Origin of the sequence: Comamonas guangdongensis (assembly GCF_041079535.1) — a bacterium.
Taxonomy (GTDB): Bacteria; Pseudomonadota; Gammaproteobacteria; order Burkholderiales; family Burkholderiaceae_C; genus Comamonas; species Comamonas guangdongensis.
In genome coordinates this window covers 61220-84202 of record NZ_JBFYGN010000015.1, presented here as the reverse complement: position 1 = coordinate 84202, position 22983 = coordinate 61220, and the positions used below count along the sequence as shown (strand labels likewise).

Here is a 22983-nt window from a genome sequence, read left to right as displayed (position 1 = left end):
TTCAACTCTTTTAATCTGTACTTAGTGTGCCGCCCATTGAATAGTGCTGAGGTCGATGCCGTCTTTGTACATCTCCCACAGCGGGCTCAGCTCGCGCAGCTTCACCACGTTCTCGCGGATCGACTTGATCGCGTAATCAATCTCTTCCTCGGTCGTGAAACGGCCGAAGGTCATGCGCAGCGAGCTATGAGCCAGCTCGTCGCTGCGGCCCAGGGCGCGCAGCACATAGCTGGGCTCCAGACTGGCCGAGGTGCAGGCCGAGCCCGAGGACACGGCCAGGCCCTTGATACCCATGATCAGGGACTCGCCCTCGACGAAATTGAAACTCATGTTCAGGTAATGGGGCACGCCGTGCTCCATGTCGCCGTTCACAAAGACCTGCTCCAGATCCTTGAGGCCGTTGAGCAGGCGCTCGCGCAGCACGCGCGCATGCTCCATGTCCTTGGCCATTTCCTCCTTGGCGATGCGGAAGGCTTCGCCCATGCCCACGATCTGGTGGGTAGCCAGAGTGCCGGAGCGCATGCCGCGCTCATGGCCACCGCCGTGCATTTGCGCTTCCAGGCGCACGCGGGGTTTGCGGCGCACATAGAGCGCGCCTATGCCCTTGGGGCCGTAGGTCTTGTGCGAAGCCAGGCTCATCAGGTCGATGGGCATGGTCTGCATGTCCAGAGGCATCTTGCCTGTGGCCTGAGCCGCGTCCACGTGGAAGATGATGCCCTTTTCGCGGCAGATGGAGCCGATGGCGTTCAGATCCTGCACCACGCCGATCTCGTTGTTCACGGCCATCACGCTGACCAGGATGGTGTCGGGACGGATCGCGGCCTTGAACACTTCTAGGTCCAGCAGACCGTTTTCCTTCACGTCCAGATAGGTGACTTCAAAGCCCTGGCGCTCCAGTTCGCGCATGGTGTCCAGCACGGCCTTGTGTTCGGTTTTCACCGTGATCAGGTGCTTGCCCTTGCCCTGGTAGAAATGGGCCGCGCCCTTGATGGCCAGGTTGTCGGACTCGGTCGCGCCGCTGGTCCAGACGATTTCACGCGGATCGGCGTTGATCAGTTCGGCCACCTGCTTGCGGGCCTTTTCCACCGCCTCTTCTGCTTCCCAGCCCCAGGCATGGCTGCGCGATGCGGCGTTGCCGAAATGCTCACGCAGCCAGGGGATCATGGCGTCAGCCACACGGGGGTCTACAGGCGTGGTCGCGCCATAGTCGAGATAAATGGGGAAGTGCGGGGTCATGTCCATGACTGGCTCAATCTAGTTCTTGGCTGACAAATCGTGAGGGAATCGATGCGCTCAGGCGACATCCGGACATCGGGCGTATGCCGCACAGCCATGCATACCGCCCCTGCCCTGCTTGAGACTTGGCGGCCCAGACGGCCGCCGGAACAAAGCCTACCTAGGTCCTATCAGGACTTGGCAAATGCATTGCCCAGTGCGAACACCGAATTGGGGGCGTTCACGCGGATGGGCTTGACCACGGGTGCCGTGGAGATGGCACGACGCACCACGGGCTTGTCCTCGATCTGGATGCCCTTGGCCAGTTGCTCGTCCACCAGCTTTTGCAGCGTGACGGAATCCAGGAACTCCACCATGCGCTGGTTCAGCGCGGCCCACAGCTCGTGCGTCATGCAGCGGCCGGCCTCGCCCAGACAGTTTTCCTTACCGCCGCACTGGGTGGCATCGATGGGCTCGTCCACCGAGACGATGATGTCGGCCACGGTGATGTCGGCAGCCTTGCGGGCCAGGGTGTAGCCGCCGCCGGGGCCGCGGGTGGATTCCACCAGTTCATGGCGACGCAGCTTGCCGAACAGCTGCTCCAGGTAGGACAGCGAAATTTGCTGACGCTGGCTGATTGCGGCCAAGGTCACAGGGCCATTGTTCTGGCGCAGAGCCAAGTCGATCATCGCGGTGACCGCAAAGCGGCCTTTGGTCGTAAGACGCATTACGAGCTCCTTCAGTCAGGATTGTTCGTTACAGAAACGCTCGTCCGGTGATGCATTGCCTAGACGAGCCCAGTCTCCGCCCTTACTCCGTCCTGCGTTCAGGTTCAGAGCCCTTTCGAGAGGGAAGTTTTTGTTGAGTGTTTGACAGGAGTATACCACATTCCCCATCAAATTGGTCGGGTAACAACGCACTACCTCGCCCAGCCCTCGGATGGCAGAAGGCAACTATGCCTATGGCGCCGCGCCAAACAGCTGCTGTTTCAGGAGCGAAAGCTGGTCGCGCACGCGCGCCGCCTGCTCGAACTCCAGATTGCGCGCATGCTCCAGCATCTGCTTCTCCAGGCGCTTGATTTCCTTGGCCACATCCTTCTCCGACATATCCTCGACACGGGCTTGCTGCAGGGCCTGGTTCTGCAGGCGCTCGGCCTCCTTGCCGCTTTTTTCGCTGTAGACCCCATCAATCAGGTCTTTCACCCTCTTGACAATCTGTTTGGGCGTGATGCCGTTGGCCTCGTTATAAGCCGTCTGCTTGGCGCGGCGCCTTTCGGTCTCGCCTATGGCTTTCTTCATCGAGTCCGTGATGCGGTCGGCGTACAGAATCGCCTTGCCCCGCACATTGCGCGCCGCCCGGCCTATGGTCTGGATCAGGCTGCGCTCGGCACGCAGAAAGCCCTCCTTGTCGGCATCCAGAATCGCGACCAGGGATACCTCGGGAATATCCAGGCCTTCGCGCAGCAGGTTGATGCCCACCAGCACGTCGAAGGCGCCCAGGCGCAGGTCGCGGATGATCTCCACGCGCTCCACGGTGTCCACATCGGAGTGCAGATAGCGCACCTTGACGCCGTTGTCGCTCAGATACTCGGTCAGCTGCTCGGCCATGCGCTTGGTCAGCGTGGTGATCAGCACGCGCTCCTCGAGCTGCACGCGCTGGCGGATTTCCTGCAGCACATCGTCGACCTGGTGCGTGGCGGGCCGCACTTCGATCTCGGGATCCACCAGGCCCGTGGGCCGCACCACCTGCTCCACCACCTGACCGGTATGAGTCTTCTCGTAATCGGCGGGCGTGGCCGACACAAATACCACCTGGCGCATGCGTTGTTCGAATTCCTCGAACTTCAGCGGGCGGTTGTCCAGCGCCGAGGGCAGGCGAAAGCCATATTCGACCAAAGTGGTCTTGCGCGCCCGGTCGCCGTTGTACATGGCGTTGAGCTGGCCGATCATCTGATGGCTCTCGTCGAGGAACATGATGGCGTCGCGCGGCAGATAGTCGGTCAGCGTGCTCGGCGGGTCTCCGGGGTTGGATCCGGACAGGTGACGCGTGTAGTTCTCGATGCCCTTGCAGTGCCCGACTTCGCTGAGCATCTCCAGATCGAAGCGCGTGCGCTGCTCCAGGCGCTGGGCCTCGACCAGCTTGCCCATGCCCACCAGCTGCTTGAGGCGCTCGGCCAGTTCCTCCTTGATCGTCTCCACGGCCGCCAGCACCTTGTCGCGCGGCGTCACGTAATGACTGCTGGGGTAGACCGTGAAGCGAGGAATGCTCTGGCGCACGCGGCCCGTGAGCGGATCGAACAGCTGCAGGCTCTCGACCTCGTCGTCGAAGAGCTCGATGCGCACGGCCAGCTCAGAATGCTCGGCCGGAAACACGTCGATGGTGTCGCCGCGCACGCGGAAAGTGCCGCGCCCGAAGTCCGTGTCATTGCGCTGGTACTGCATGCGGATCAGCTGCGCGATCGCGTCGCGCTGGTTCAGCGTGTCGCCGGTGCGCAGCGTCATGATCATGCGGTGGTAGCTCTCGGGCTCGCCGATGCCGTAGATGGCCGAGACCGTGGCAACGATCACCACATCGCGCCGTTCCATGATGCTCTTGGTGCACGACAGCCGCATCTGCTCGATATGCTCGTTGATGGCGCTGTCCTTTTCGATGAACAGGTCGCGCTGGGGCACATAGGCCTCGGGCTGGTAGTAGTCGTAGTAGCTGACGAAGTACTCGACCGCGTTTTTTGGGAAAAACTCCCTGAACTCCGAGTACAGCTGTGCGGCCAGCGTCTTGTTGGGCGCAAACACGATGGCCGGCCGCCCCAGGCGCGCGATCACATTGGCCATGGTGAAGGTCTTGCCCGAGCCCGTCACGCCCAGCAGGGTCTGAAAGGACTCGCCATCGTTGACGCCCTCCACCAGTTGCTCTATGGCCGTGGGCTGGTCTCCGGCGGGCGGATAGGGCTGGAACAGCTCGAAGGGCGAATCGGGGTAATGCACAAAGCGGCCTTGCGGCGCGGCAGTCATATCTTGTTCTTGCATGATGTCATGTCCATGACGCATAGGGTGGCACGGAGTAGAATGGCAGACCAACCCTCAAGCCTAACCTAGTCGTTGAGGCATTAGCTGGGGGCGACCTGACTTATTTCCATCCTTCAAGGATTTTTCATGTCTCTGTTTACCGCCGTCGAAATGGCCCCCCGCGACCCCATCCTGGGTCTGAACGAGCAATTCAACGCTGACGCCAACCCCAACAAAGTGAACCTGGGCGTGGGTGTGTACTTCGACGACAACGGCAAGCTGCCCCTGCTGGAATGCGTGCAGGCCGCCGAAAAAGCCATGATGGAAAAGCCCACGGCCCGTGGCTATCTGCCCATCGACGGTATCGCCGCCTATGACAACGGCGTCAAGGCCCTGGTCTTCGGTGCCGACTCCGACGTGGTCAAGTCCGGCCGCGTCTCCACAGTGCAGGCCATCGGCGGCACGGGCGGCCTGAAGATCGGCGCCGACTTCCTCAAGAAGATCAACCCCAAGGCCAAGGTGCTGATCTCCAACCCCAGCTGGGAAAATCACAAGGCCATCTTCACCAACGCGGGCTTTGAAGTCGGCACCTACGCTTACTACGATGCAGCCACCCGCTCCATCGACTTCGCCGGCATGCTGGCCGACCTGAACGCCGCCGAAGCCGGCACCGTGGTCGTGCTGCACGCCTGCTGCCACAACCCCACCGGCTACGACATCACGGCCGCCCAGTGGGACCAGGTGATCGAAGTCGTCAAGGCCAAGGGCCTGGTCGCCTTCCTGGACATGGCCTACCAGGGCTTCGGCCACGGCATCGCCGAAGACGGCGCCGTGATCGGCAAGTTCGTGGCCGCCGGCCTGAACATCTTTGTCTCCACCTCCTTCTCCAAGAGCTTCAGCCTGTACGGCGAACGCGTGGGCGCCCTGTCCGTGGTCGCCAACGACAAGGAAGAAGCCGCTCGCGTGCTGTCGCAGCTGAAGATCGTCATCCGCACCAACTACTCCAACCCTCCCACCCATGGTGGTGCCGTGGTGGCAGCGGTGCTGAACAACCCCGAGCTGCGCGCCCTGTGGGAAAAGGAACTGGGCGAGATGCGCGTGCGCATCAAGGCCATGCGCCAGAAGCTGGTTGACGGCCTGAAGGCCGCCGGCGTGCAGCAGGACATGTCCTTCATCACTACCCAGATCGGCATGTTCTCGTACTCCGGCCTGTCCAAGGACCAGATGGTGCGTCTGCGCTCCGAGTTCGGTGTGTACGGCACCGACACCGGCCGTATGTGCGTGGCTGCGCTGAACAGCAAGAACATCGACTATGTCTGCAAGGCCATCGCTGCCGTGATCTAAGGTCACCTCTAGGGGCCGTGCCAGCGGCCCTGAAGCAAAAAGAGCAACGGACTTTTAATCCGTTGCTCTTTTTTTGCCTGCTGCTTTGGTTTCGATAGCTGCCAGCGCCTGGCCCATCATCATTTAAACGCCATATCGGCTTGAAATCGTGAAGGGACGCGCGCCTTCAGCTCGCAAAAGCGGTTCGGTCAGGCACTCATCCCCCAGATGGCCGAGCGCATGGACAGCGCCGCGTACTGGAAAGCGTCGTTGAAGACGCGCGGCGCCTCGCCGTCCTGCACCGCACCCGCCGCATAAAGCAGGGGCAGATAGTGGTCGTGCGTGGGATGGGCCAGGCGCGCCTGCGGACCCCAGTCGAGGAAGTTGCTCAGATCGGCCAGATCGCCGCTGGACCAGCGCTGCTGCACCTCGGCGTCAAACTGAATCGTCCAGTCAAAAGCCTGGTTGTCGGCCGCATCGCGGCGCATGGCGCGCAGGTTGTGCACGATATTGCCGCTGCCCACGATCAGCACGCCGCGGTCGCGCAGCGCGCGCAGCTGGCGGCCCATCTCGAAATGCTTTTCGGGCGCCAGGCCATAGGGCATGCTCAGCTGCACGACGGGAATCCGGGCCTCGGGGAACATGGGCAGCAGCACCGACCAGGTGCCGTGGTCAAGCCCCCATTTCTGGTCGAGCAGCAAGGCCGATCCGTCCTGCGGCGAGCGCAGCTCGGCCGCCAGCTGCCTGGCCACCTCGGGTGCGCCCGGCGCCGGGTATTGCTGGTCGAACAGCTCCTGCGGAAAGCCGCCGAAGTCGTGGATGGTGCGCGGCTGGGCCATGCCGGTCAGCGCCCATTCGGACTCGCTCAGCCAGTGCGCGGAAATGCACAGAATCAGCTGCGGCGCTATGCCCTTGTCCGCCAGCTCGCGGCCCAGAGCCTGCCAGCTCTGGCGCCAGTGCGTGTCCTCGATCACGTTCATGGGACTGCCATGGCCGAGGAACATCACCGGCATGCGCGGCGAGGGCCTGAGTTGCTGCAGCAGCTGCTGGGGCAGCACGGTGTTGGAAACAGAAGTCATGGAATAAGCCATCCAGCCCCCGGATGCTGCCACGGCAGCCCCACCCAGAGACAAAAGCGTACGTCTACGCATCACAATCAAATTCAGCCGCACCCGGGCCGGGTGCTTTCTTGCAGATGGAGCAAGCTTGCCACAGTGCAATAGCCCCCGACACCATCACTGGCGCAACTGACTGTCCTGAAAGTGCCAGCTTTCGCCCGGCCCATGGACTACAAGAGCAGCACCAGCACGGAGACCAGCCACCTATGACAACTGCCGCAGATGCCCTGCCCCTGCAAGGAGTGCACATACTCAGCCTCGCCCTCAATCTGCCCGGCCCCGCGGCGCTGTGGCGCTGCGCGGCCATGGGGGCGGATTGCCACAAGCTCGAGCCCATGGCGGCCGGCGCGGCCGACCCCATGGGACTGTACTGCCCCGGCGCCTATGCGCAGATGCATGAAGGCGTGCAGCTCATGCGCGCCGACCTCAAGACCGACACCGGCCAGCAGCTGCTGCACGAGCAGCTGGCCCGCAGCGATGTGCTGCTGACCTCCTTCCGGCCCGCGGCCCTGGCCAAGCTGGGCCTGGGCTGGGATGCCCTGCAGCAGCGCTACCCCAGGCTGTCGCTGGTGCGCGTGGTCGGCAGCGCGGGCGAACTGGCAGACGTACCTGGCCATGACCTCACCTATCAGGCCGAGGCCGGACTGGTGCGCGGTGCGGCTCTGCCGCCCAGCCTGTTTGCCGACATGGCGGGGGCGCTGATGACCAGCGAAGCCGTGCTGCAGACCGTGCTGGTCAGCGGCCGCAGCGGGCGCGGCATTCTGCGCGAGGTGGGACTGGCCCAGGCCGCTCAGTGGCTGGCCCTGCCCTGGCACTGGGGCCTGACCCAGCCCACGGGCGATGTGGGCGGTGCCCATGCTGGCTATCGCATCTACCCCTGCGCCGACGGCATGGTCGCCGTGGCCGCGCTGGAACCCCATTTTGCGGCCCGGCTCTGCGAGGCCGCAGGCCTCGCCCATGGCCGCCCCGCGGACATGCGCAGCCCCGAGGTGCATGCGGGCGTTGCGCAGTTTCTGGCCGCGCTCAGCTGCGCGCAGCTCATGCAGCTGGCTCAGGACAGGGACATTCCCCTGCACGTGCTGCCGCGCCCATAGTCTTGAGCGCGGCGGAGCGAACGGCTCAGGCCGGGCGTTTCTCGAACATGTATTTTTCGGTGTCCACCTCGCCCTGGCCCTGCAAGGCATAGCGGTCGCCTGCAATGGCTTCCGGATTGAAGATGTCATCGAGCTCGGCCAGCAGTTCGGCACCGAGCTTGACGCTGCCGCCGCGCAGGTCTTCGTGCAGATGGGCCACGCTGGTCGTGCCCGGCAAGGCGACCACATGCTCGCCCTGGTGCAGCACCCAGGCGATGGCCAGCTCGGCCAGCGTGCAGCCGGCCTTCTCGGCCACGGCCTGCATGGGAGCCAGCAGGCGCAGGTTCTGCGCGTAGCTCTCGGGCGCAAAGCGCGGCATGCTGGCGCGGATGTCGCCCTTGACGAAGCTGCCCACCTCCTGCAGCTTGCCGCTCAGGAAGGCACGGCCCATGGGGCTGAATGCCACATAGGCGATGCCCAGTTCCTTGCAGGCGGCCAGCGTGCCCAGCTCGGCATTGCGCGACCACAGCGAATATTCGCTCTGCAGCGCGGCGATCGGGTGTTCCTTGTGGGCGCGGCGCAGCGCATCCGCGCCGACTTCGGACAGGCCCAGGGCGCGGATCTTGCCCTCTTCCTTCAGGCGTGCCATCTCGCCCACCGATTCCTCGATGGGCACGTTCTTGTCCCAGCGGTGCAGATAGTAGAGATCGATCACATCCGTGCCCAGGCGCTGCAGGCTGTCTTCGCAGTTCTGGCGCAGGGTCCTGGGGTGGCCGTCTATCACTCGACGCATCACGCCGTCCTCGCCGCGCACGCCGGCCATGCCGCCCTTGCTGGCCAGGGTGATGTGCTGGCGATGGGGCTTGAGCACGGGGCCGACCAGCGACTCGCTGGCGCCAAAGCCATAGAGAGCGGCCGTATCGAACAGGGTCACGCCAGCATCCAGTGCCGCATGCAACACGGCATGGGACTGTTCGGTGGAGACGGGGCTGCCATAGGCATGGCAGAAATTCATGCAGCCCAGGGCCACATTGGCAACGGTGAACGGGCCTAGTTGACGATTTTGCACAGATGCTCCTCGGGAGTGGTCGGTCGCGCGAATGCGAAATTTGGGTATTTATAGCCTATAGCCCATACACCATGAGGGCTGGCAGCTATCAATCCGGCAGCAGAAACAGCAAAGGCCGGAGCAAGCCCCAGCCTTTGCCTGCCTCAATCAATCACAAGGACTTATTCGGCGTTGAGTTGCTGCTCCAGATCGTGCAGAACCTGGTAGCAGTTGAACACCTGCTGCACGCTGGAATTGGGCTCGCGGCCTTCGCGGATGGCGGCGAAGAACTCGCGGTCCTGCAGCTCGATGCCGTTCATGGACACGTCGACCTTGGAAACATCGATCTTCTCTTCCTTGCCGTTGAACAGATCGTCGTAGCGGGCGATGTAGGTGCCGGTGTCGCCGATGTAGCGGAAGAAGGTGCCCAGCGGGCCGTCGTTGTTGAACGACAGGCTCAGGGTGCAGATCGCGCCATTGGCGGCCTTGAGCTGGATGCTCATGTCCATGGCGATGCCCAGGTCCTTGTGGATAGGGCCTTGCACGGCATTGGCCTTGACGATGGGGCTGCCGGCCTGGTAGGCGAACAGGTCCACGGTGTGGGCGGCATGGTGCCACAGCAGGTGGTCGGTCCAGCTGCGGGCCTGGCCCAGCGCATTCATATTGGTGCGGCGGAAGAAATAGGTCTGCACATCCATTTGCTGGATGTTGAACTCGCCGGCCGCTATCTTCTTGTGCACCCACTGATGGCTGGGGTTGAAACGGCGCGTATGACCCACCATGGCCACCAAGCCGGTCTGCTTCTGCAGCTCGGCCACTTGCTGCGCGTCCTTCAGGGCATCGGCCAGAGGAATCTCGACCTGCACATGCTTGCCGGCCTTCATGCAGGCGATGGCCTGCTCGGCGTGCATCTGCGTGGGCGTGCACAGAATCACGGCATCGACCTCGGGCAGCGCCAGGCTTTCGGCCAGATCGGTGGCCACATGCGGGATGCCGTATTTGTCGGCCACTTCCTTGGTCTGGTCAAAGCGGCGACCGACCAGGGAAACGACTTCCACGCCGTCGATATTCTTGATGCCGTCCAGATGCTTGATGCCGAAGGCACCCGCGCCAGCCAGCGCTACTTTGATGGTTTTAGACATGAATGAGTCTCCGTAGAGCCGCCTCAAGGAGGCGAAGGCCCCCTCGGGGGGCAGTGAATACGCGAAGCGATGAGCGTGGGGGCACGTTCACTGATTCTCCAGAATGAGGTGGCCAACGGCCGTGTTGGATGCGGGCACATGGTAGAAGCGGTGCGCCACCTTGGGCAGGGGCGCGGGGCTGTCGACGTCGTACATGGCGCCGCGCGCGATCAGCCACATGACCAGCTCGATGCCTTCGGAGCCGGCTTCGCGCACATAGTCGATATGGGGCATCCGGGCCAGGCCCGAGGGATTCTCGATCAGCAGGTCGAGAAACTGGTTGTCCCACTCCTTGTTGATCAGGCCCGCGCGTGCGCCCTGCAGCTGGTGGCTCATGCCGCCCGTGCCCCAGATATGGACGTTGATGTCCTCGTCATAGCTCTCGATGGCCTTGCGGATCGCGCGGCCCAGGTTGAAGCAGCGCTGGCCCGAGGGCACGGGGTATTGCACCACGTTGACGGCGAAGGGAATCACCGGGCAGGGCCAGGAGCCGCTCTTGGGATCCTGCTCGCCGCACATCAGCGACAGCGGCACGGTCAGGCCATGGTCCACATCCATCTTGTTGACGATGGTGAGGTCGAAGTCCTGCTGGATCACGGATTGCGCGATATGCGAGGCCAGCTCGGGATGGCCGACCACCTTGGGCACGGGGCGCGGGCCCCAGCCTTCGTCGGCGGGCTGGTATTCGGCCGCCGTGCCGATGGCAAAAGTGGGAATGCAGTCCAGGCTGAAGGCCGTCGCGTGGTCGTTATAGACTAGGAAGATCACGTCGGGCTTGTTGTCCTTCATCCACTGGCGCGAGAAGTCATAGCCCTGGAACAGCGGCTGCCAGTAAGGCTCCTGGGTCTTGCCCAGGTCCATGGCGGCGCCGATGGCCGGCACGTGCGAGGTGTAGACGGATGCGGTGATGCGTGCCATGACTTAATTGCCTTCCTTGTTGCTCTTGCCTGCGCCACCGGCACTGCCTTGAGGCTGGTGGTGCGCCTGGGCGTCGCCGTCCTCGCCCACGAAACGGTTGCCTTCGGCCGAGCGGCCGCCGGCCATCATCATGGCGCGGTACTCGTCCTCGGTCATGCCGGTCATGGAGCCCGCCATCTGCTGGAAGCTCTTGCCGTCCGTGGCGCCGATCTTGGCCAGGAAATAGATATTGCCGCCGGTGCGCATGCACCAGTTCAGGTCACGCGCCAGCACGGCCTGCTTCTGCTCCTCGCTCATGGCCCACTCGTCGAGATAGGCGCGCTCGTCGGCCTTGAAGCGCTCGCGATTCTCGGCCTTCATCAGCGACATGCAGAACTGGTTGAGCCAGTAGCCTCTGCGGGACTGCTCGGCATCAAAGATGATGGTGCCGGGCACGTCGAGGTAAGGTTTTTCCAATGCCATAAATTCTCCTCGTTTACGGAAGCCGGCGCCTCTGCGCAAGGCTCCGGCCGATTTCCGGGTGTATGTGTTGCCGGAACTCCGTCAGACCTCTTCGGGCCAGTACAGACGCATGGGGTTGTCCACCAGCAGCTTGCGCTGCAGCTCTGCTGTCGGAGCGATATGGGGAATGAAGTCCACCAGCAGGCCGTCGTCGGGCATGTGGTCCTTCAGATTGGGATGCGGCCAGTCCGTGCCCCAGAGCACGCGCTCGGGGAATTCCTCGACCACGCGGCGCGCAAACGGCACCACGTCCCGGTAGGCGCTCTGCTCACCATGAAGCGCCTTGGGGCCGGTCACGGACAGGCGCTCGGGGCAGGACACCTTGCTCCAGACGTTCTGGTGCTCGCGCATGAACTTCAGGAACAGCGCGAACTCCTCGCTGTCCACGCCCTTAGCTATATCGGGGCGGCCCATATGGTCGACCACCACCGTGGTGGGCAGGGCCGTGAAGAAGTCCCACAGCTCGGGCAGGTCCACGGCCTCGAAATAGATCACCACATGCCAGCCCAGCTTGGCGATGCGGCCCGCGATCTCCATCAGCTCGTCCTTGGGCGTGAAGTCCACCAGACGCTTGACGAAGTTGAAACGCACGCCGCGCACGCCGGCATCGTGCAGCTGCTGCAGCTCGGCATCCGAGATGCTGCGCTTCACGGTCGCCACGCCGCGGGCCTTGCCGCCCGAGGACTGACAGGCATCGACCATGGCGCGGTTGTCGGCGCCGTGGCAGGTGGCCTGCACCACCACATTGCGCGCAAAGCCCAGGTGGTCGCGCAGGGCGAACAGCTGGGCCTTGCTGGCATCGCAAGGCGTGTACTTGCGCTCGGGCGCGAACGGGAACTCGTTGCCGGGGCCGAACACATGGCAGTGGGCATCCACGGCGCCCGCAGGCAGCTGGAACTTGGGTTTGCTGGGGCCTTGATACCAGTCCAGCCAGCCGGGGGTTTTTTCAAATTGGCTCATGTTGGAATCCTTTTGGCTGGATACCCGCTTGTAGCATAGGCACCCTGCTCTCAATTTTTAGTCGATGTAACGCAAACCGGCTTTTTCCAGCGGCTCGCGCATCTTGTACATGTCTAGGCCCAGGATGCCCGAGGCCAGCTTGGCGCGCTTTTCGCCTTCGAAGCTCTCGCGCTTCTGGGCCGCGGCCAGGGTTTCCACGGCACGGGCCGCGGGCACGCAGACCACGCCGTCGTCGTCGGCCACGATCACGTCGCCGGGCGTGACCCACATGCCGGCGCAGACCACGGGAATGTTGACCGAGCCCAGGGTGGCCTTGATCGTGCCCTTGGACGAGATGGCGCGGCTCCAGACTGGGAAGTCCATTTCCTGCAGCGTCTTCACGTCGCGCACGCCGGCGTCGATGATCAGGGCACGCGCGCCGCGGGCCTGGAAGCTGGTGGCCAGCAGATCGCCGAAATAGCCATCCGTGCATTCGCTGGTGACGGCGGCCACCACGATGTCGCCGGGCTGGATCTGCTCGGCGGCCACATGCATCATCCAGTTGTCGCCGGGCTGCAGCAGCACGGTGACGGCCGTGCCCGAGACCTGCTTGCCCGGATAGATGGGACGCATATAGGGCTTGAGCAGGCCCACGCGGCCCATGGCCTCGTGCACCGTGGCCGAGCCGAGAGCGGCCAGGCCGTCAGCGGCAGCACGGTCGGCGCGCTGGATATTGCGGTAAACGACTCCGAGTTCGTACATCTCGATCTCCTGTTCAAGCCCGCTCCGCGGGCCCGAAGAATGCAAAAACATGAGCTGGCAGCGCTTGATACACCATAAATTCCAAAGATTTCAACCTGAAATCCTTGCCCATCAAGCGCCTGCCGCTCTCTTTTCTATGTTTACAGGCCCTTGGCCTTGAGCGCGGCATCCAGGCGCGTGAACACGCGGCGGGCATTGCCTTCGTAGACCTGGTGCTTTTCCTCGGCCGTCAGGTTCTGCGTGGCCTCGATATAGCGCTTGGTGTCGTCGTAGTAGTGGCCGGTCTGCGGGTCGATGCCGCGCACGGCGCCGATCATTTCGCTGGCAAACAGAATGTTCTTGGTGGGAATCACTTCCGTCAGCAGATTGATGCCGGGCTGGTGATAGACGCAGGTGTCGAAGAAGATGTTGTTGAGCAGATGCTCTTCAAGCAGCGGCTTCTTCATCTCCTGCGCCAGACCGCGGAAACGGCCCCAGTGGTAGGGCACGGCGCCGCCGCCATGGGGAATCAGGAACTTCAGCGTCGGGAAGTCCTTGAACAGATCCGAAGTCAGGCACTGCATGAAGGCCGTGGTGTCGGCATTCAGATAGTGGCTGCCCGTAGTGTGGAAGCAAGAGTTGCAGCTGGTGGAGACGTGGATCATCGCGGGGATGTCGTACTCCACCATCTTTTCGTAGATGGGATACCAGCTCTTGTCGGACAGCGGGGGCGAAGTCCAGTGGCCGCCCGAGGGATCGGGATTGAGGTTGAGGCCCACGTTGCCGTACTGCTCCACGCACTTGACCAGTTCGGGGATGCAGGTCTTGGGATCCACGCCCGGCGACTGGGGCAGCATGGCGGCGGGGATGAAGTGCTCGGGGAACAGCTGGCTCACGCGGTAGCAGAGCTCGTTGCAGATCGCGGCCCAGGTGCTCGAGGTCTGGAAGTCACCGATGTGGTGGGCCATGAACGAGGCCCGCGGGCTGAAGATGGTCAGATCCGAGCCGCGCTCCTTCATCAGGCGCAGCTGGTTGGTTTCTATGGTCTCGCGGATTTCATCGTCGCTGATCTTCAGATCGGCAGCCGATGGCGTCTGGCTCGGGTCCTTGAGGCCGGCGATCTGCAGATCGCGCCAGGCGCCCAAAGCGGCGGGCGCCGTGGTGTAGTGTCCGTGTACGTCAATGATCATCTCAGCAACTCCTTCAAATATCTCGGTTCAATGGCCTGGGGCTGCAGCTCAGTGGCCGCCGCCAATGCGGGACAGATGGGCGCGCGGTGCGCCGCCCGCGTAGCGGTTCTTGACCAGCAGCGCCAGCGCAGCGATCACGCCGGGCACGGCAACCACCATGAACACATGGGACAGCTCCAGATGACGGCGCGAGAGTTCGGCCACCAGGAACGAGCCCGCAATGCCGCCGAAACGGCCTATGCCCAGCATCCAGGCCACGCCGCTGGCACGGCCGGCCGTGGGGTAATACTCGGCCGCCAGGGCCTGCATGGAGGACTGCGCGGCATTCATCAGCAAGCCGGCAATGAAGACCGCCGCCACCAGCACGCCCACGCCACCGCCCAGCACCTGGCCGATGATGGCCACGGCAATGCTGGTCAGGAAATAGCCCGTGGCGATGATGAGGTTGGCGTTCCAGCGGTCCATCAGCAGGCCGAAGAAGATGGCGCCGATGCCGCCAAGCTGGAACAGTGCCGCGATCACCGCGGCCTGACCCGGAGGAACGCCAGCGTCCTTGAACAGCACGGGCATCCAGTTCACCAGGCCATAGACGATCACCAGGCCCATGAAATAGGTCACCCACAAGGCCAGGGTGCCGACGATGAAGGGACGCGAGAACACCAGACGCAGGCCCTGGGGACCGGCATTGACATTGCTGCTCTCGGCGGCCGCGGCCTCCTGCAGCACAAAGCGCTGGGCATGCTGTGCGCTGGCCGCGATGCGGGCCAGCACCTTGCGGATGCGATCCGCCGGGTACTGCTTGAGCACCATGAAGCGCACGGATTCGGGCAGCACGAAGAACATCAGCACGGCCAGCAGCAGCGGCACCACGCCGCCGAGCACCAGCAGGCTGCGCCAGCCGAAATGGGGAATCATCCAGGCTGCGAAGAAGCCGCCGAAGGCCGAGCCTATGGGAAAGCCGCAGAACATGCAGTTGGTGATGAAGGAGCGCTTGCTGTCAGGGCAGTACTCGTTCATCAGCGTGACCGCATTGGGCATGGCCGCTCCCAGGCCCAGGCCGGTGATGAAGCGCCAGATGGTCAGGCTCTCGAGATGGTTGGCGGTTGCCGAAAAAATCGAGGCCCCGCCCATCACCACCACGGCCACCGTCAGCACCGATTTGCGGCCGAAGCGGTCGGCCAGAGGCCCTGCGCTCAAGGCGCCAAACGCCAGACCGAACAGGGCCGCGCTCAGCACCGGTCCCAGATGGGATTTTTCCAGCCCCCATTCGCTGAGCAGCGAGGGAGCGATGAAGCCTATGGCCGCCGTATCGAAGCCGTCCAGCAGCACTATCAAAAAGCAGAGCACGAAAATCATCCACTGGAAGCCAGAGAATGGACTTTCATTCAGCAAGGTCTGCACATTGGCAACCTTGCCTGCATCAGAAATCGTCTCGGAATATGTTGTCATGTTTGAATGCTCTGTTGCCTCTCTTTGCCGCCGCAGGCTCTTCCATCGGGTCAGTCATCGCTGACCCGCCTGAAGGCCCGAGGCGCCTAGCTCGTGAGGGCTATGCTGCCCTTTGGGTCTGTTTTCGAAATCAGGCCGGCTCCATGCCCTGGCGGCGCTTGGCCTGTGCCGCCTCGGGCGAGGCCATGAAAGCCAGCAGGCGCTGCACGGTGTCCGCATGGGGCGAGCCCGCGACCACGGCGCCGGAGAACACGGTATCTATGGCCACGGCCGCGGGCATGGGTCCGACGATGGCGATGCCCGGCACGTGAATCAGTTCGCTCAGCTGCTGAAAGCCTAGCGTCACCTCCCCCGAGGCGATCAGAGAGCCCACGGGCACACCGGGCCGGGCCTGGACCAGACGGGGTGCGAGCTCCTGCGCCACGCCCCAACGCTCAAACAGCTTTTGCAGGGCCACGCCACTGGGGCCCGTCGAATAACCGATGCTGCGGGCTGCCAGCACGCTGGCGCGCAGCGCCTCTTCCGAGCCTATGTCGGGCAAAGCCGCGCCCTGGGGCACGGCCACGGCCGTGCTGGAGAGCACCAGGTCCACCTTGCTGCCGGCCACCGCGCGGCCGCTGGCGATCAGCTTGTCCACCGCATTGGAAGCCAGAAAGAACACGTCCAGGGCCTCTTCGCCCGACTGCACGCGCTGGGCCGCATCCACCCCGCCCACCGACTCGATGGCCACGGGCTCGCCACCACGCGCCTGCCAGTCGGCCGCCAGTTCTGCCAGAACCTGACGTGTCGCCATGGACGAAATGCCTTTGAGAGCCCCACTCATGCCCGATGCCTCCGGAAATTTTGGTGAATATGGCCGCCCTCGCTCATCAGCCGATCGCTGCACGCCCTGGCCCGATAGGGGCTGGAGAAAACGCTTTCGATGCACAGCCCTGTGGGACTATCGCGTTCAACATGCAGACCAGCAGGGAATACACGTGGGCAACCATCTAGTCAAATTGGATAAGGCTATTGTCAGCAACAACTAACCCCGTCACCAGACTCCGGACTCGCTAGCAGCTATGCTCAGACAGCATAGAGACAGTCAGCCATATTCATTGAAAAGATATCCGTAAAAAATTCTCCATACCTACACATAAAAAAGGCTTGATGCTATTTTTTTAATAGCATCAAGCCTTGCAAGATGTAATTTAACAACGAATTAATTAGTGGTTAACCCTAGCCAAACCTAGATACCCTCGCCCCGCAGCAGGGGCAAGGCTTCAGTCACCATGGCGGCCGTGGCCATGACCGCGGCCATTGCCCTCGCCTTGCCAGCGTCCGTTGCCTTCGCCATGCCCGCGGCCATGTCCGCGATCATGGTCATGCCGCTCCCAGCCACGGTGCTCGCCGTGGTCGAAATGGCGGGGGCCGCGATCCCAGTCGCGCTCATAGCGCGGCGGCCCGGCACGCCAGTGAGGGGGCGGGTTGCGCAGGAAGTACACCGGCTGACCGCAAGCGTGGTAGCGGCCGCAATAGCGGCGCCAGTTGCGCGAGTGGTCCGGCGGCACCCACATATAGATGGGCTGGACCTGGGGCATCACGGGCCCGCCCCACATGGGCTGGGCATACAGCAGCGCTGGCGGCGGCGTATTGCCGATATTGACCTGGCCATAGACCCCGGGCGCCAGCTGCCCCGAGATGGAGCCACTGATATAGGCCTGAGCCTGGGCGAGCCCTGCAGAGCAGGTCAGCGCCAGGGCCAGGGCCAGAGCCGCCTGACAAGTAGTGCGTGAAGAAAACATAGGTCGTGGATGTTGAGGTTCTTTACCGCTTGCGCCAAGCAGCCGCAAGCCCAGATCAAAAGCATACCGGCGGAACAATACTTCCACTTCCAATAACGCGTAACCCCATGTTTCGGCTGACAGCGCCGGAGCCTGCCCCTCTGCCGGCCCGTCCGAGGCCGGCACAGTGAGGCCGGTCAGGCGCTTTCCTGCTCCTGCAGCAAGCGCCACATGACCTTGCCGCTGCCGCTCTTGGGCAGGGCCGGCACGAACTGCACAATACGCGGCGCCTTGTAGACGGCCATGTTGTCATGGCACCACTTGACGATGTCCTCGGCCGTCGTGGCTTCATGCCCGGCGCGCAACACCACCACGGCCTTGACGGTCTCGCCCCTGTACGCATCCTTGGCGGAGATCACGCAGGCCTCCTGGATCGCCGGATGGCGGAACATCAGCGATTCCACTTCGGCGGGCCAGACCTTGAAGCCGCTGGCATTGATCATGCGCTTGAGGCGGTCGGTGATGAAGAAATAGCCCTCTTCGTCCACGCGGCCCAGATCGCCGGTGCGGAAGAAGCGCTTGCCGTCCAGTTCCATGAAGACCTGCTCCGTGGCTTGCGGCTGCCGCCAATAGCCTTCGAAAACCTCGGGGCCGTTGACCACGATCTCGCCCTGCTCTCCCTGAGCCACCTCCTGCAGCGTGTCCGGGTCGACGACGCGCGCATCCGTGCTCATGAAGGGAATGCCCAGGCATTGCTGCTTGGGATGGTCGGGCGGATTGCTGTGCGAGGGCGCGGAGGTTTCGGTCAGTCCATAGCCTTCGCAGAAACGCAGGCCGTACTGCTCCAGCAGGCGCTGGGCCACGGCCTGGGGCATGGCCGCACCGCCACCGCCTATGTACTTGAGGCTGGACAGGTCAAACGAGGCAAAGTTGGGGCTGGCCAGCAGGTCTATCACCATGGTCGGGATATTCGTCCAGGCCGTGACCTGGTATTGCGAAATCAGCCGGCCCGCGAGCTCGCGGTCCCAGCGCGGCATGATGATCAGCGTCGCGCCCAGGTAGATGGCGCTGTGCAGCACCGACACCATGCCGGTGATATGGAACATGGGCACCACACCCAGCACCACGTTTTCGCTGGTGCCGGAGCCCCAGACCGCGCTGGCGATCGCATTGTGGTTGATGCTGCGGTGCAGGTGCATGCAGCCCTTGGGCTGGCCCGTGGTGCCGCTGGTATAGGGCAGTATGGCCAGGTCATCGCGGCCCACCACATGCGCGGGCGGCGCATAGCTGCAGGCAAGGGCCTGCTCCCAGGCATGGACCTCGCCATGGGCCAGCCGCGCCGGCTCCCGCTCGCCGAGCAGCCAGTTGCGCCAGGCCTCGGGAGGCGCGTCCGGACCTTGGACCGCGGCATCGAAGCCGTCGCTGAATTGGGTCACCACCATGTGCTCGAGCCCATCCGCGCGCTCCAGCGCATTGCTGGCCTTGGCCAGCTCCAGTGCCAGATCGGCCGAGGTGATGGCGACCCTGGCTCCCGAGTCCGTGATGTAGTGCTTGAGCTCCTCGGCCGTGTTCATGGGGTTGACCGGAACCACCACGGCATTGGCACGGAAGATTGCGTAATGCGCGAGCACCAGCTGCGAGGTGTTCTGCATCAGCAAGATCACCCTGTCGCCCTTTTTCACACCCAGGCCGTGCAGATAGGCCGCCAGGCGCTCCGTACCCTCGCACAGCTGCTTGTAGGTCGTGGCGCGGCCGAGAAACCGCAGCGCCACTTTGTCCGGGTAGCGGCGCGCATTGATGGCCAGGTTTTCCCAGACGCTGGTGGCCGGGACGGTGATGGAATGCGGCAGCCGCTTGGGCCAGAAGTCGTAGTGAGCGGGCATGGATCTGCAATCGTGAAGAAACGGGTCTCAGACACATAGTCCGGGCGGACTAATCAGCCGACAAGACTAGGTGCCCGTCCGCCAGCCAGCATCCGGAATGCCCCCAAGGCCCGGTCGCGAAGGTGACCCGGAGCCCGCTCGCCATCACCGAGCGCCCGGGCTTAATATTGCGCCCATGCCATACGAATCCCGCCTGCAGCAATCCCTGCGCGCCCTGCTCGCGACCCGGCGCACCGCGGCCCTGGCCGTTCAGCCCGCGGCCGACTTTTCAGTGCTCGAAGCGCTGCCGGCGCCAAGCCTGTCCTTTGTGCCCTGGGCCTGGAGCCGCGAGTTCTGCTGCCTGATCATTCATGTGAGCGCACTGGCCCAGCACACGCGGGCCATGGAACAGCACCCTGCCGTCAGCCTGATGGTGGTGGCGGCCGAGCCGGCCGAGGCGGGCGTCCATGCGCTGGAGCGGGTCAGCATCCAGGGCGTGGCCTCTAGCCCGGCCCCCGAGAGCCTGCTGGGGCAGGCGGCCAGGAGCAGCTATCTGGCGCGCTTTCCCGAGGCCGAGGCCATGACCGAGCTCGGCGACTTCCGCTTTGTCTGCATCACGCCGAGCAGCGGCCGGCATATTGCGGGCTTTGGCGCGGCCCGCGATGTATCGGACCAGGATTTGATTGCGGCCCTGAATCCCTGAGCGCCCTCTGCGCCCAAGCCTGGCCGCCCCTCACTTGCCGGCGCCGGCCTTATTCGATGCCAATCAGGCGCAGATCGAGTTTGCCGTCGCGCATGGGCGGGCACCAGAAATAGCTGCCCGTCAAAGGCCTGGAGAAATCAAACAGTCCATCGGTGATGCCGTCCTCCAGACCCAGCATGCGGCGCATCTGCGCTTCGAAGGCATAGAAGCTGCAGCTGAATGCGGAGAACATCAGCCCGGTCTGGTCCTCGCCCTCCGGGCTGACGCACCACCAGGGCATGGAGCGGCGCAGCAGAAAAGCCTCGGGATCGAAGCTCTCCTGGGCCGTGCGCTTCACGTGAGCGGACTCGGGCGCGTCCTCCAGCTCTTCGTTATCGCTGCGGCGGCGCCCTATCGCATGGTCTTGCGCCTGGGACGCCATGCGCTCGAACACCGAGAAATCATGCTGCCACTGCTGGAGCGCCCAGAAGCTGCTGCCATCGAAGGCCGGGCCCTGGCCCTGTACCAGAGCCGCATGGACAGCGTCCTGGCCCTCGGGGTTCTCGGTACCGTCTTCATAGCCGGTCAGATCGCGGCCATGGCCGCTGTCTCCGCGTTGATGCACAAAGCCGTCGACGACACGATCCAGCTTGAAGGCCGGAGCCAGCAGCCGACTCAGCCGGCGCGTGCCTTCGATCAGCTCGCCGCGCTCCGTTCCGCGCAGCCACAGGCACAGCGCTTGCGGAGTGCTGGGAGCCTCGAATCTCGGGCCTTGCAGGTGCGGAAACTCGTGAAGCGAGGAAATCCTGCGGTCCAGCTGCTGCACCAGTTGAGGGCCCAGGCCTGCGACGATCCGCACCCCGTCCACCGTGGCCTGCAGTCGTCCAAGCGCCTCTTGCAGATCACTCGTCACCCCGGAGGCCAGGGAGAAAAAGACATAGCGCCCCTGAGCGGGAAGAGAGGCCAGGATGCCGGCTTGTGCTTGAGTCATATTGTTATGGAGTCGATGAAGATGGTTGTCAAAGTTTAGTTTGGATTGGGCGGCCAGGGCTTGTCGACGCACAAGCCTGGTCATGCGCCATGAGATTGCATGCGACGAGTGCAAAAAGTGACTTTTTTCCAAAACCCGGCTCCAGGCCTGCTATACTTGCGGCTTCAACGACAGGCGCGTAGCTCAGCTGGTTAGAGCACCACCTTGACATGGTGGGGGTCGTTGGTTCGAGTCCAATCGCGCCTACCAAATACCGCAAGTAAAACCAGAGCTTGCAAAGAAAATGCCCGCTGACAAGCGGGCATTTTTGTTTGTGCGGCATGAAAAAACATGGGTGTGAATTGACGCTCAGGAGCGCACATCCGTGGATGAATATGCACTGTTTGCGCAACGCAAATGCAGCTTAGCGATTTCGTCAACCCGATATTGGATACGATGATTGCATTGCTGGATGGCAGCGGAGCCCGACCAGTCGTCTACTCCGACCGCAGTGCCCACTACCGTTAGCCAGGACGGCTGTCTTGAATCACGCATCGGAACATTCACGGTCCAGAGCCTGAACGGCAGCAGTCGCTAGCACCAGTCGTTGAACGCCACCTACTCAACAGCAAACCACTGACACCCGCGCCCATGGAAATGGCCCAAATCCACGAACTCAGTTCGGCATTCGCGACATGGCCCGCATGCACCGCCTGGCTGAAGATGGCCAGCGGCCCCGCACACGAAGTCAGAACCGCCAGGAAACCGGCTACCAGACGGTAGTGGCTTAATTCTTGAGCAGGGTGCCCTCCCCTCGATGCCGTACCGATGCTGGATCAGCCCATTAGCGACAGCAGACAGGCCGTGCTGGGAATGCAACGGCCTGACTGTCAAAGCTGCCAAATAGCTCTATCACAAAGCATGGGTCTCTCCTTCATTGGAAAAGGCTCCTGCCCGCTGTCGATCTACGTCGGCGTCTCCATTTCATCCGACAGCCGCCGTTCACCGGCCTCCCGGCGCCATCAATCCAGACGGATGTTGCGCTCCTTGATGAGCTTGCCCCAGCGGTCTATTTCCTTGCTCAAGTGCGCAGCAAGCTCCTGCGGTGTGGAGCCGATTGGCTCGGCGCCTACGCTCTCGAGCTTCTTTGAAATCTCTGGCTGCTTCATGGCCTCGTTGAGGACCTTGTTGAGTCTGGCCAGTACATCGGGGGGAGTACCTGCCGGCGCAAAGACAGCAAACCAGGGAGAAACTTCATAGCCAGGCACTCCTGCCTCGGCAATCGTGGGGACCTCAGGCAGTGCCGAGGAGCGCTTGGCCGTGGTAACGGCCAGGGCGCGCAACTTACCCGACTGGATATGAGGCCGCGCCGAGGTGATGCTGTCGAACATCAGGTCTACCTGACCACCCAACAGGTCGGTGATCGCCGGACCGCTGCCCTTATAGGGAACATGCATGATGTTCAACCCGGCCATGGAGACAAAAACCTCCCCTGCCAGATGGATCGATGTGCCGTTGCCCGCCGATGCGTAGGTAAGCTTGCCGGGGTCGCGCTTGGCGTGAGCCAAGACATCCTTGACCGATTTGTCACCGCTCTTGGCCGCATTGACTACCAGCACATTGGGCACCACGGCCAGCAGGCTGATAGGAGCGAAATCTTTCTGCGGGTCATAGCTCAACTTCGTGTACAGCGCCTTGTTTGTCGCCATACCGATGGAGGTGATCATGATGGTGTAACCATCCGCGGGTTGCTTGGCCACATAGTCCGCGCCGATGTTGCCTCCCGCGCCAGGACGGTTCTCGATCACGAAGGGCTGACCCAGTTCACGTGCCGCTTTGTCGCCCAATGTACGCGCGATCACGTCCATGGCGCCGCCTGGTGGGAAAGGTACGACCCACTTGATGGGTTTGCTGGGCCAACGGGCATCGGGCTGTGCCATGGCTGCGCCGGGAAGTGCCAGAGCAGCACAGACAAGGGCTAGGGTTCGACGGGTCAAAGTCATCT

21 protein-coding genes and 1 tRNA gene are annotated in these 22983 nt (G+C 63.2%); 4 read left to right on the top strand and 18 right to left on the bottom strand.

The window, feature by feature from the left end; all coding sequences use genetic code 11:
- Positions 1 to 21: 21 nt before the first annotated feature.
- The 3 genes from AB6724_RS13905 to uvrB form a co-directional block, all read right to left on the bottom strand.
- The gene (locus AB6724_RS13905) at positions 22 to 1242 is read right to left on the bottom strand and encodes an IscS subfamily cysteine desulfurase (protein ID WP_369339121.1); all 1221 of its coding nucleotides are present in this window, start codon (positions 1240 to 1242) and stop codon (positions 22 to 24) included.
- 164 nt (positions 1243 to 1406) lie between these two features.
- Positions 1407 to 1943, bottom strand: a complete 537-nt coding sequence (gene iscR / locus AB6724_RS13900) for a Fe-S cluster assembly transcriptional regulator IscR (RefSeq protein WP_066481443.1) — start codon at positions 1941 to 1943, stop codon at positions 1407 to 1409.
- Between the two features lie 231 nt (positions 1944 to 2174).
- Positions 2175 to 4241, bottom strand: coding sequence for an excinuclease ABC subunit UvrB (gene uvrB / locus AB6724_RS13895; protein ID WP_369339120.1), 2067 nt, complete (start codon positions 4239 to 4241; stop codon positions 2175 to 2177).
- A 126-nt stretch (positions 4242 to 4367) separates the two neighbouring features.
- Between uvrB and AB6724_RS13890 the strand changes: the two genes are divergently transcribed.
- Positions 4368 to 5564 (top strand): amino acid aminotransferase, encoded by a 1197-nt coding sequence (locus AB6724_RS13890; RefSeq protein WP_369339119.1) that lies wholly within the window; start codon positions 4368 to 4370, stop codon positions 5562 to 5564.
- A gap of 188 nt (positions 5565 to 5752) precedes the next feature.
- On the opposite strand, the gene ygiD is transcribed toward AB6724_RS13890, so the two are convergent.
- Complete coding sequence (gene ygiD / locus AB6724_RS13885; protein WP_369339141.1) at positions 5753 to 6676, bottom strand: 4,5-DOPA-extradiol-dioxygenase; 924 nt, start codon at positions 6674 to 6676, stop codon at positions 5753 to 5755.
- Between the two features lie 191 nt (positions 6677 to 6867).
- Between ygiD and AB6724_RS13880 the strand changes: the two genes are divergently transcribed.
- A complete protein-coding gene (locus AB6724_RS13880) occupies positions 6868 to 7755 on the top strand; it encodes a CoA transferase (protein WP_369339118.1) in 888 nt (295 codons plus the stop codon).
- 25 nt (positions 7756 to 7780) lie between these two features.
- On the opposite strand, the gene AB6724_RS13875 is transcribed toward AB6724_RS13880, so the two are convergent.
- The 11 genes from AB6724_RS13875 to AB6724_RS13825 all read right to left on the bottom strand — a co-directional run bounded on the left by AB6724_RS13875 (position 7781) and on the right by AB6724_RS13825 (position 19347).
- Positions 7781 to 8803 (bottom strand): aldo/keto reductase, encoded by a 1023-nt coding sequence (locus tag AB6724_RS13875; RefSeq protein ID WP_369339117.1) that lies wholly within the window; start codon positions 8801 to 8803, stop codon positions 7781 to 7783.
- Positions 8804 to 8964: 161 nt separating this feature from the next.
- The gene (locus AB6724_RS13870) at positions 8965 to 9924 is read right to left on the bottom strand and encodes a Gfo/Idh/MocA family oxidoreductase (RefSeq protein ID WP_369339116.1); all 960 of its coding nucleotides are present in this window, start codon (positions 9922 to 9924) and stop codon (positions 8965 to 8967) included.
- Between the two features lie 87 nt (positions 9925 to 10011).
- On the bottom strand, positions 10012 to 10881 hold the full coding sequence (locus AB6724_RS13865) for a class III extradiol dioxygenase subunit beta (RefSeq protein WP_369339115.1): 870 nt from the start codon (positions 10879 to 10881) through the stop codon (positions 10012 to 10014).
- A 3-nt stretch (positions 10882 to 10884) separates the two neighbouring features.
- Entirely contained in the window at positions 10885 to 11343 is a 459-nt protein-coding gene (ligA, locus tag AB6724_RS13860) for a protocatechuate 4,5-dioxygenase subunit alpha (RefSeq protein WP_369339114.1), read from the bottom strand.
- Positions 11344 to 11424: 81 nt separating this feature from the next.
- Positions 11425 to 12342: an amidohydrolase family protein gene (locus AB6724_RS13855; RefSeq protein ID WP_369339113.1), complete on the bottom strand. Its 918-nt coding sequence runs from the start codon at positions 12340 to 12342 to the stop codon at positions 11425 to 11427.
- Between the two features lie 57 nt (positions 12343 to 12399).
- Positions 12400 to 13083, bottom strand: coding sequence for a 4-carboxy-4-hydroxy-2-oxoadipate aldolase/oxaloacetate decarboxylase (ligK, locus tag AB6724_RS13850; RefSeq protein WP_369339112.1), 684 nt, complete (start codon positions 13081 to 13083; stop codon positions 12400 to 12402).
- Positions 13084 to 13223: 140 nt separating this feature from the next.
- Complete coding sequence (locus AB6724_RS13845) at positions 13224 to 14252, bottom strand: amidohydrolase family protein (RefSeq protein ID WP_369339111.1); 1029 nt, start codon at positions 14250 to 14252, stop codon at positions 13224 to 13226.
- A 48-nt stretch (positions 14253 to 14300) separates the two neighbouring features.
- Positions 14301 to 15701 carry an MFS transporter gene (locus AB6724_RS13840; protein WP_369339110.1) on the bottom strand — a complete coding sequence of 467 codons (1401 nt, stop codon included), beginning with the start codon at positions 15699 to 15701 and terminating at the stop codon, positions 14301 to 14303.
- Between the two features lie 130 nt (positions 15702 to 15831).
- Complete coding sequence (locus AB6724_RS13835; protein ID WP_369339109.1) at positions 15832 to 16524, bottom strand: substrate-binding domain-containing protein; 693 nt, start codon at positions 16522 to 16524, stop codon at positions 15832 to 15834.
- Positions 16525 to 16963: 439 nt separating this feature from the next.
- Entirely contained in the window at positions 16964 to 17485 is a 522-nt protein-coding gene (locus AB6724_RS13830; protein WP_369339108.1) for a hypothetical protein, read from the bottom strand.
- 176 nt (positions 17486 to 17661) lie between these two features.
- Positions 17662 to 19347, bottom strand: a complete 1686-nt coding sequence (locus AB6724_RS13825) for a long-chain fatty acid--CoA ligase (protein ID WP_369339107.1) — start codon at positions 19345 to 19347, stop codon at positions 17662 to 17664.
- Between the two features lie 175 nt (positions 19348 to 19522).
- Here AB6724_RS13825 and AB6724_RS13820 point away from each other — a divergent pair, with 175 nt between their 5' ends.
- Positions 19523 to 20029, top strand: a complete 507-nt coding sequence (locus AB6724_RS13820; RefSeq protein WP_369339106.1) for a pyridoxamine 5'-phosphate oxidase — start codon at positions 19523 to 19525, stop codon at positions 20027 to 20029.
- Between the two features lie 49 nt (positions 20030 to 20078).
- Here the strand turns inward: AB6724_RS13820 and AB6724_RS13815 are convergent, their stop codons facing one another.
- A complete protein-coding gene (locus tag AB6724_RS13815) occupies positions 20079 to 20999 on the bottom strand; it encodes a Dyp-type peroxidase (RefSeq protein WP_369339105.1) in 921 nt (306 codons plus the stop codon).
- 172 nt (positions 21000 to 21171) lie between these two features.
- Between AB6724_RS13815 and AB6724_RS13810 the strand changes: the two genes are divergently transcribed.
- Positions 21172 to 21248, top strand: a tRNA-Val gene (locus AB6724_RS13810).
- Positions 21249 to 21541: 293 nt separating this feature from the next.
- Here AB6724_RS13810 and AB6724_RS13805 read toward each other — a convergent pair.
- Both AB6724_RS13805 and AB6724_RS13800 read right to left on the bottom strand, forming a co-directional pair.
- Positions 21542 to 21754 (bottom strand): benzoate/H(+) symporter BenE family transporter, encoded by a 213-nt coding sequence (locus AB6724_RS13805; RefSeq protein ID WP_439329871.1) that lies wholly within the window; start codon positions 21752 to 21754, stop codon positions 21542 to 21544.
- Between the two features lie 246 nt (positions 21755 to 22000).
- Positions 22001 to 22981, bottom strand: coding sequence for a Bug family tripartite tricarboxylate transporter substrate binding protein (locus tag AB6724_RS13800; RefSeq protein WP_369339104.1), 981 nt, complete (start codon positions 22979 to 22981; stop codon positions 22001 to 22003).
- Positions 22982 to 22983 lie beyond the last annotated feature (2 nt).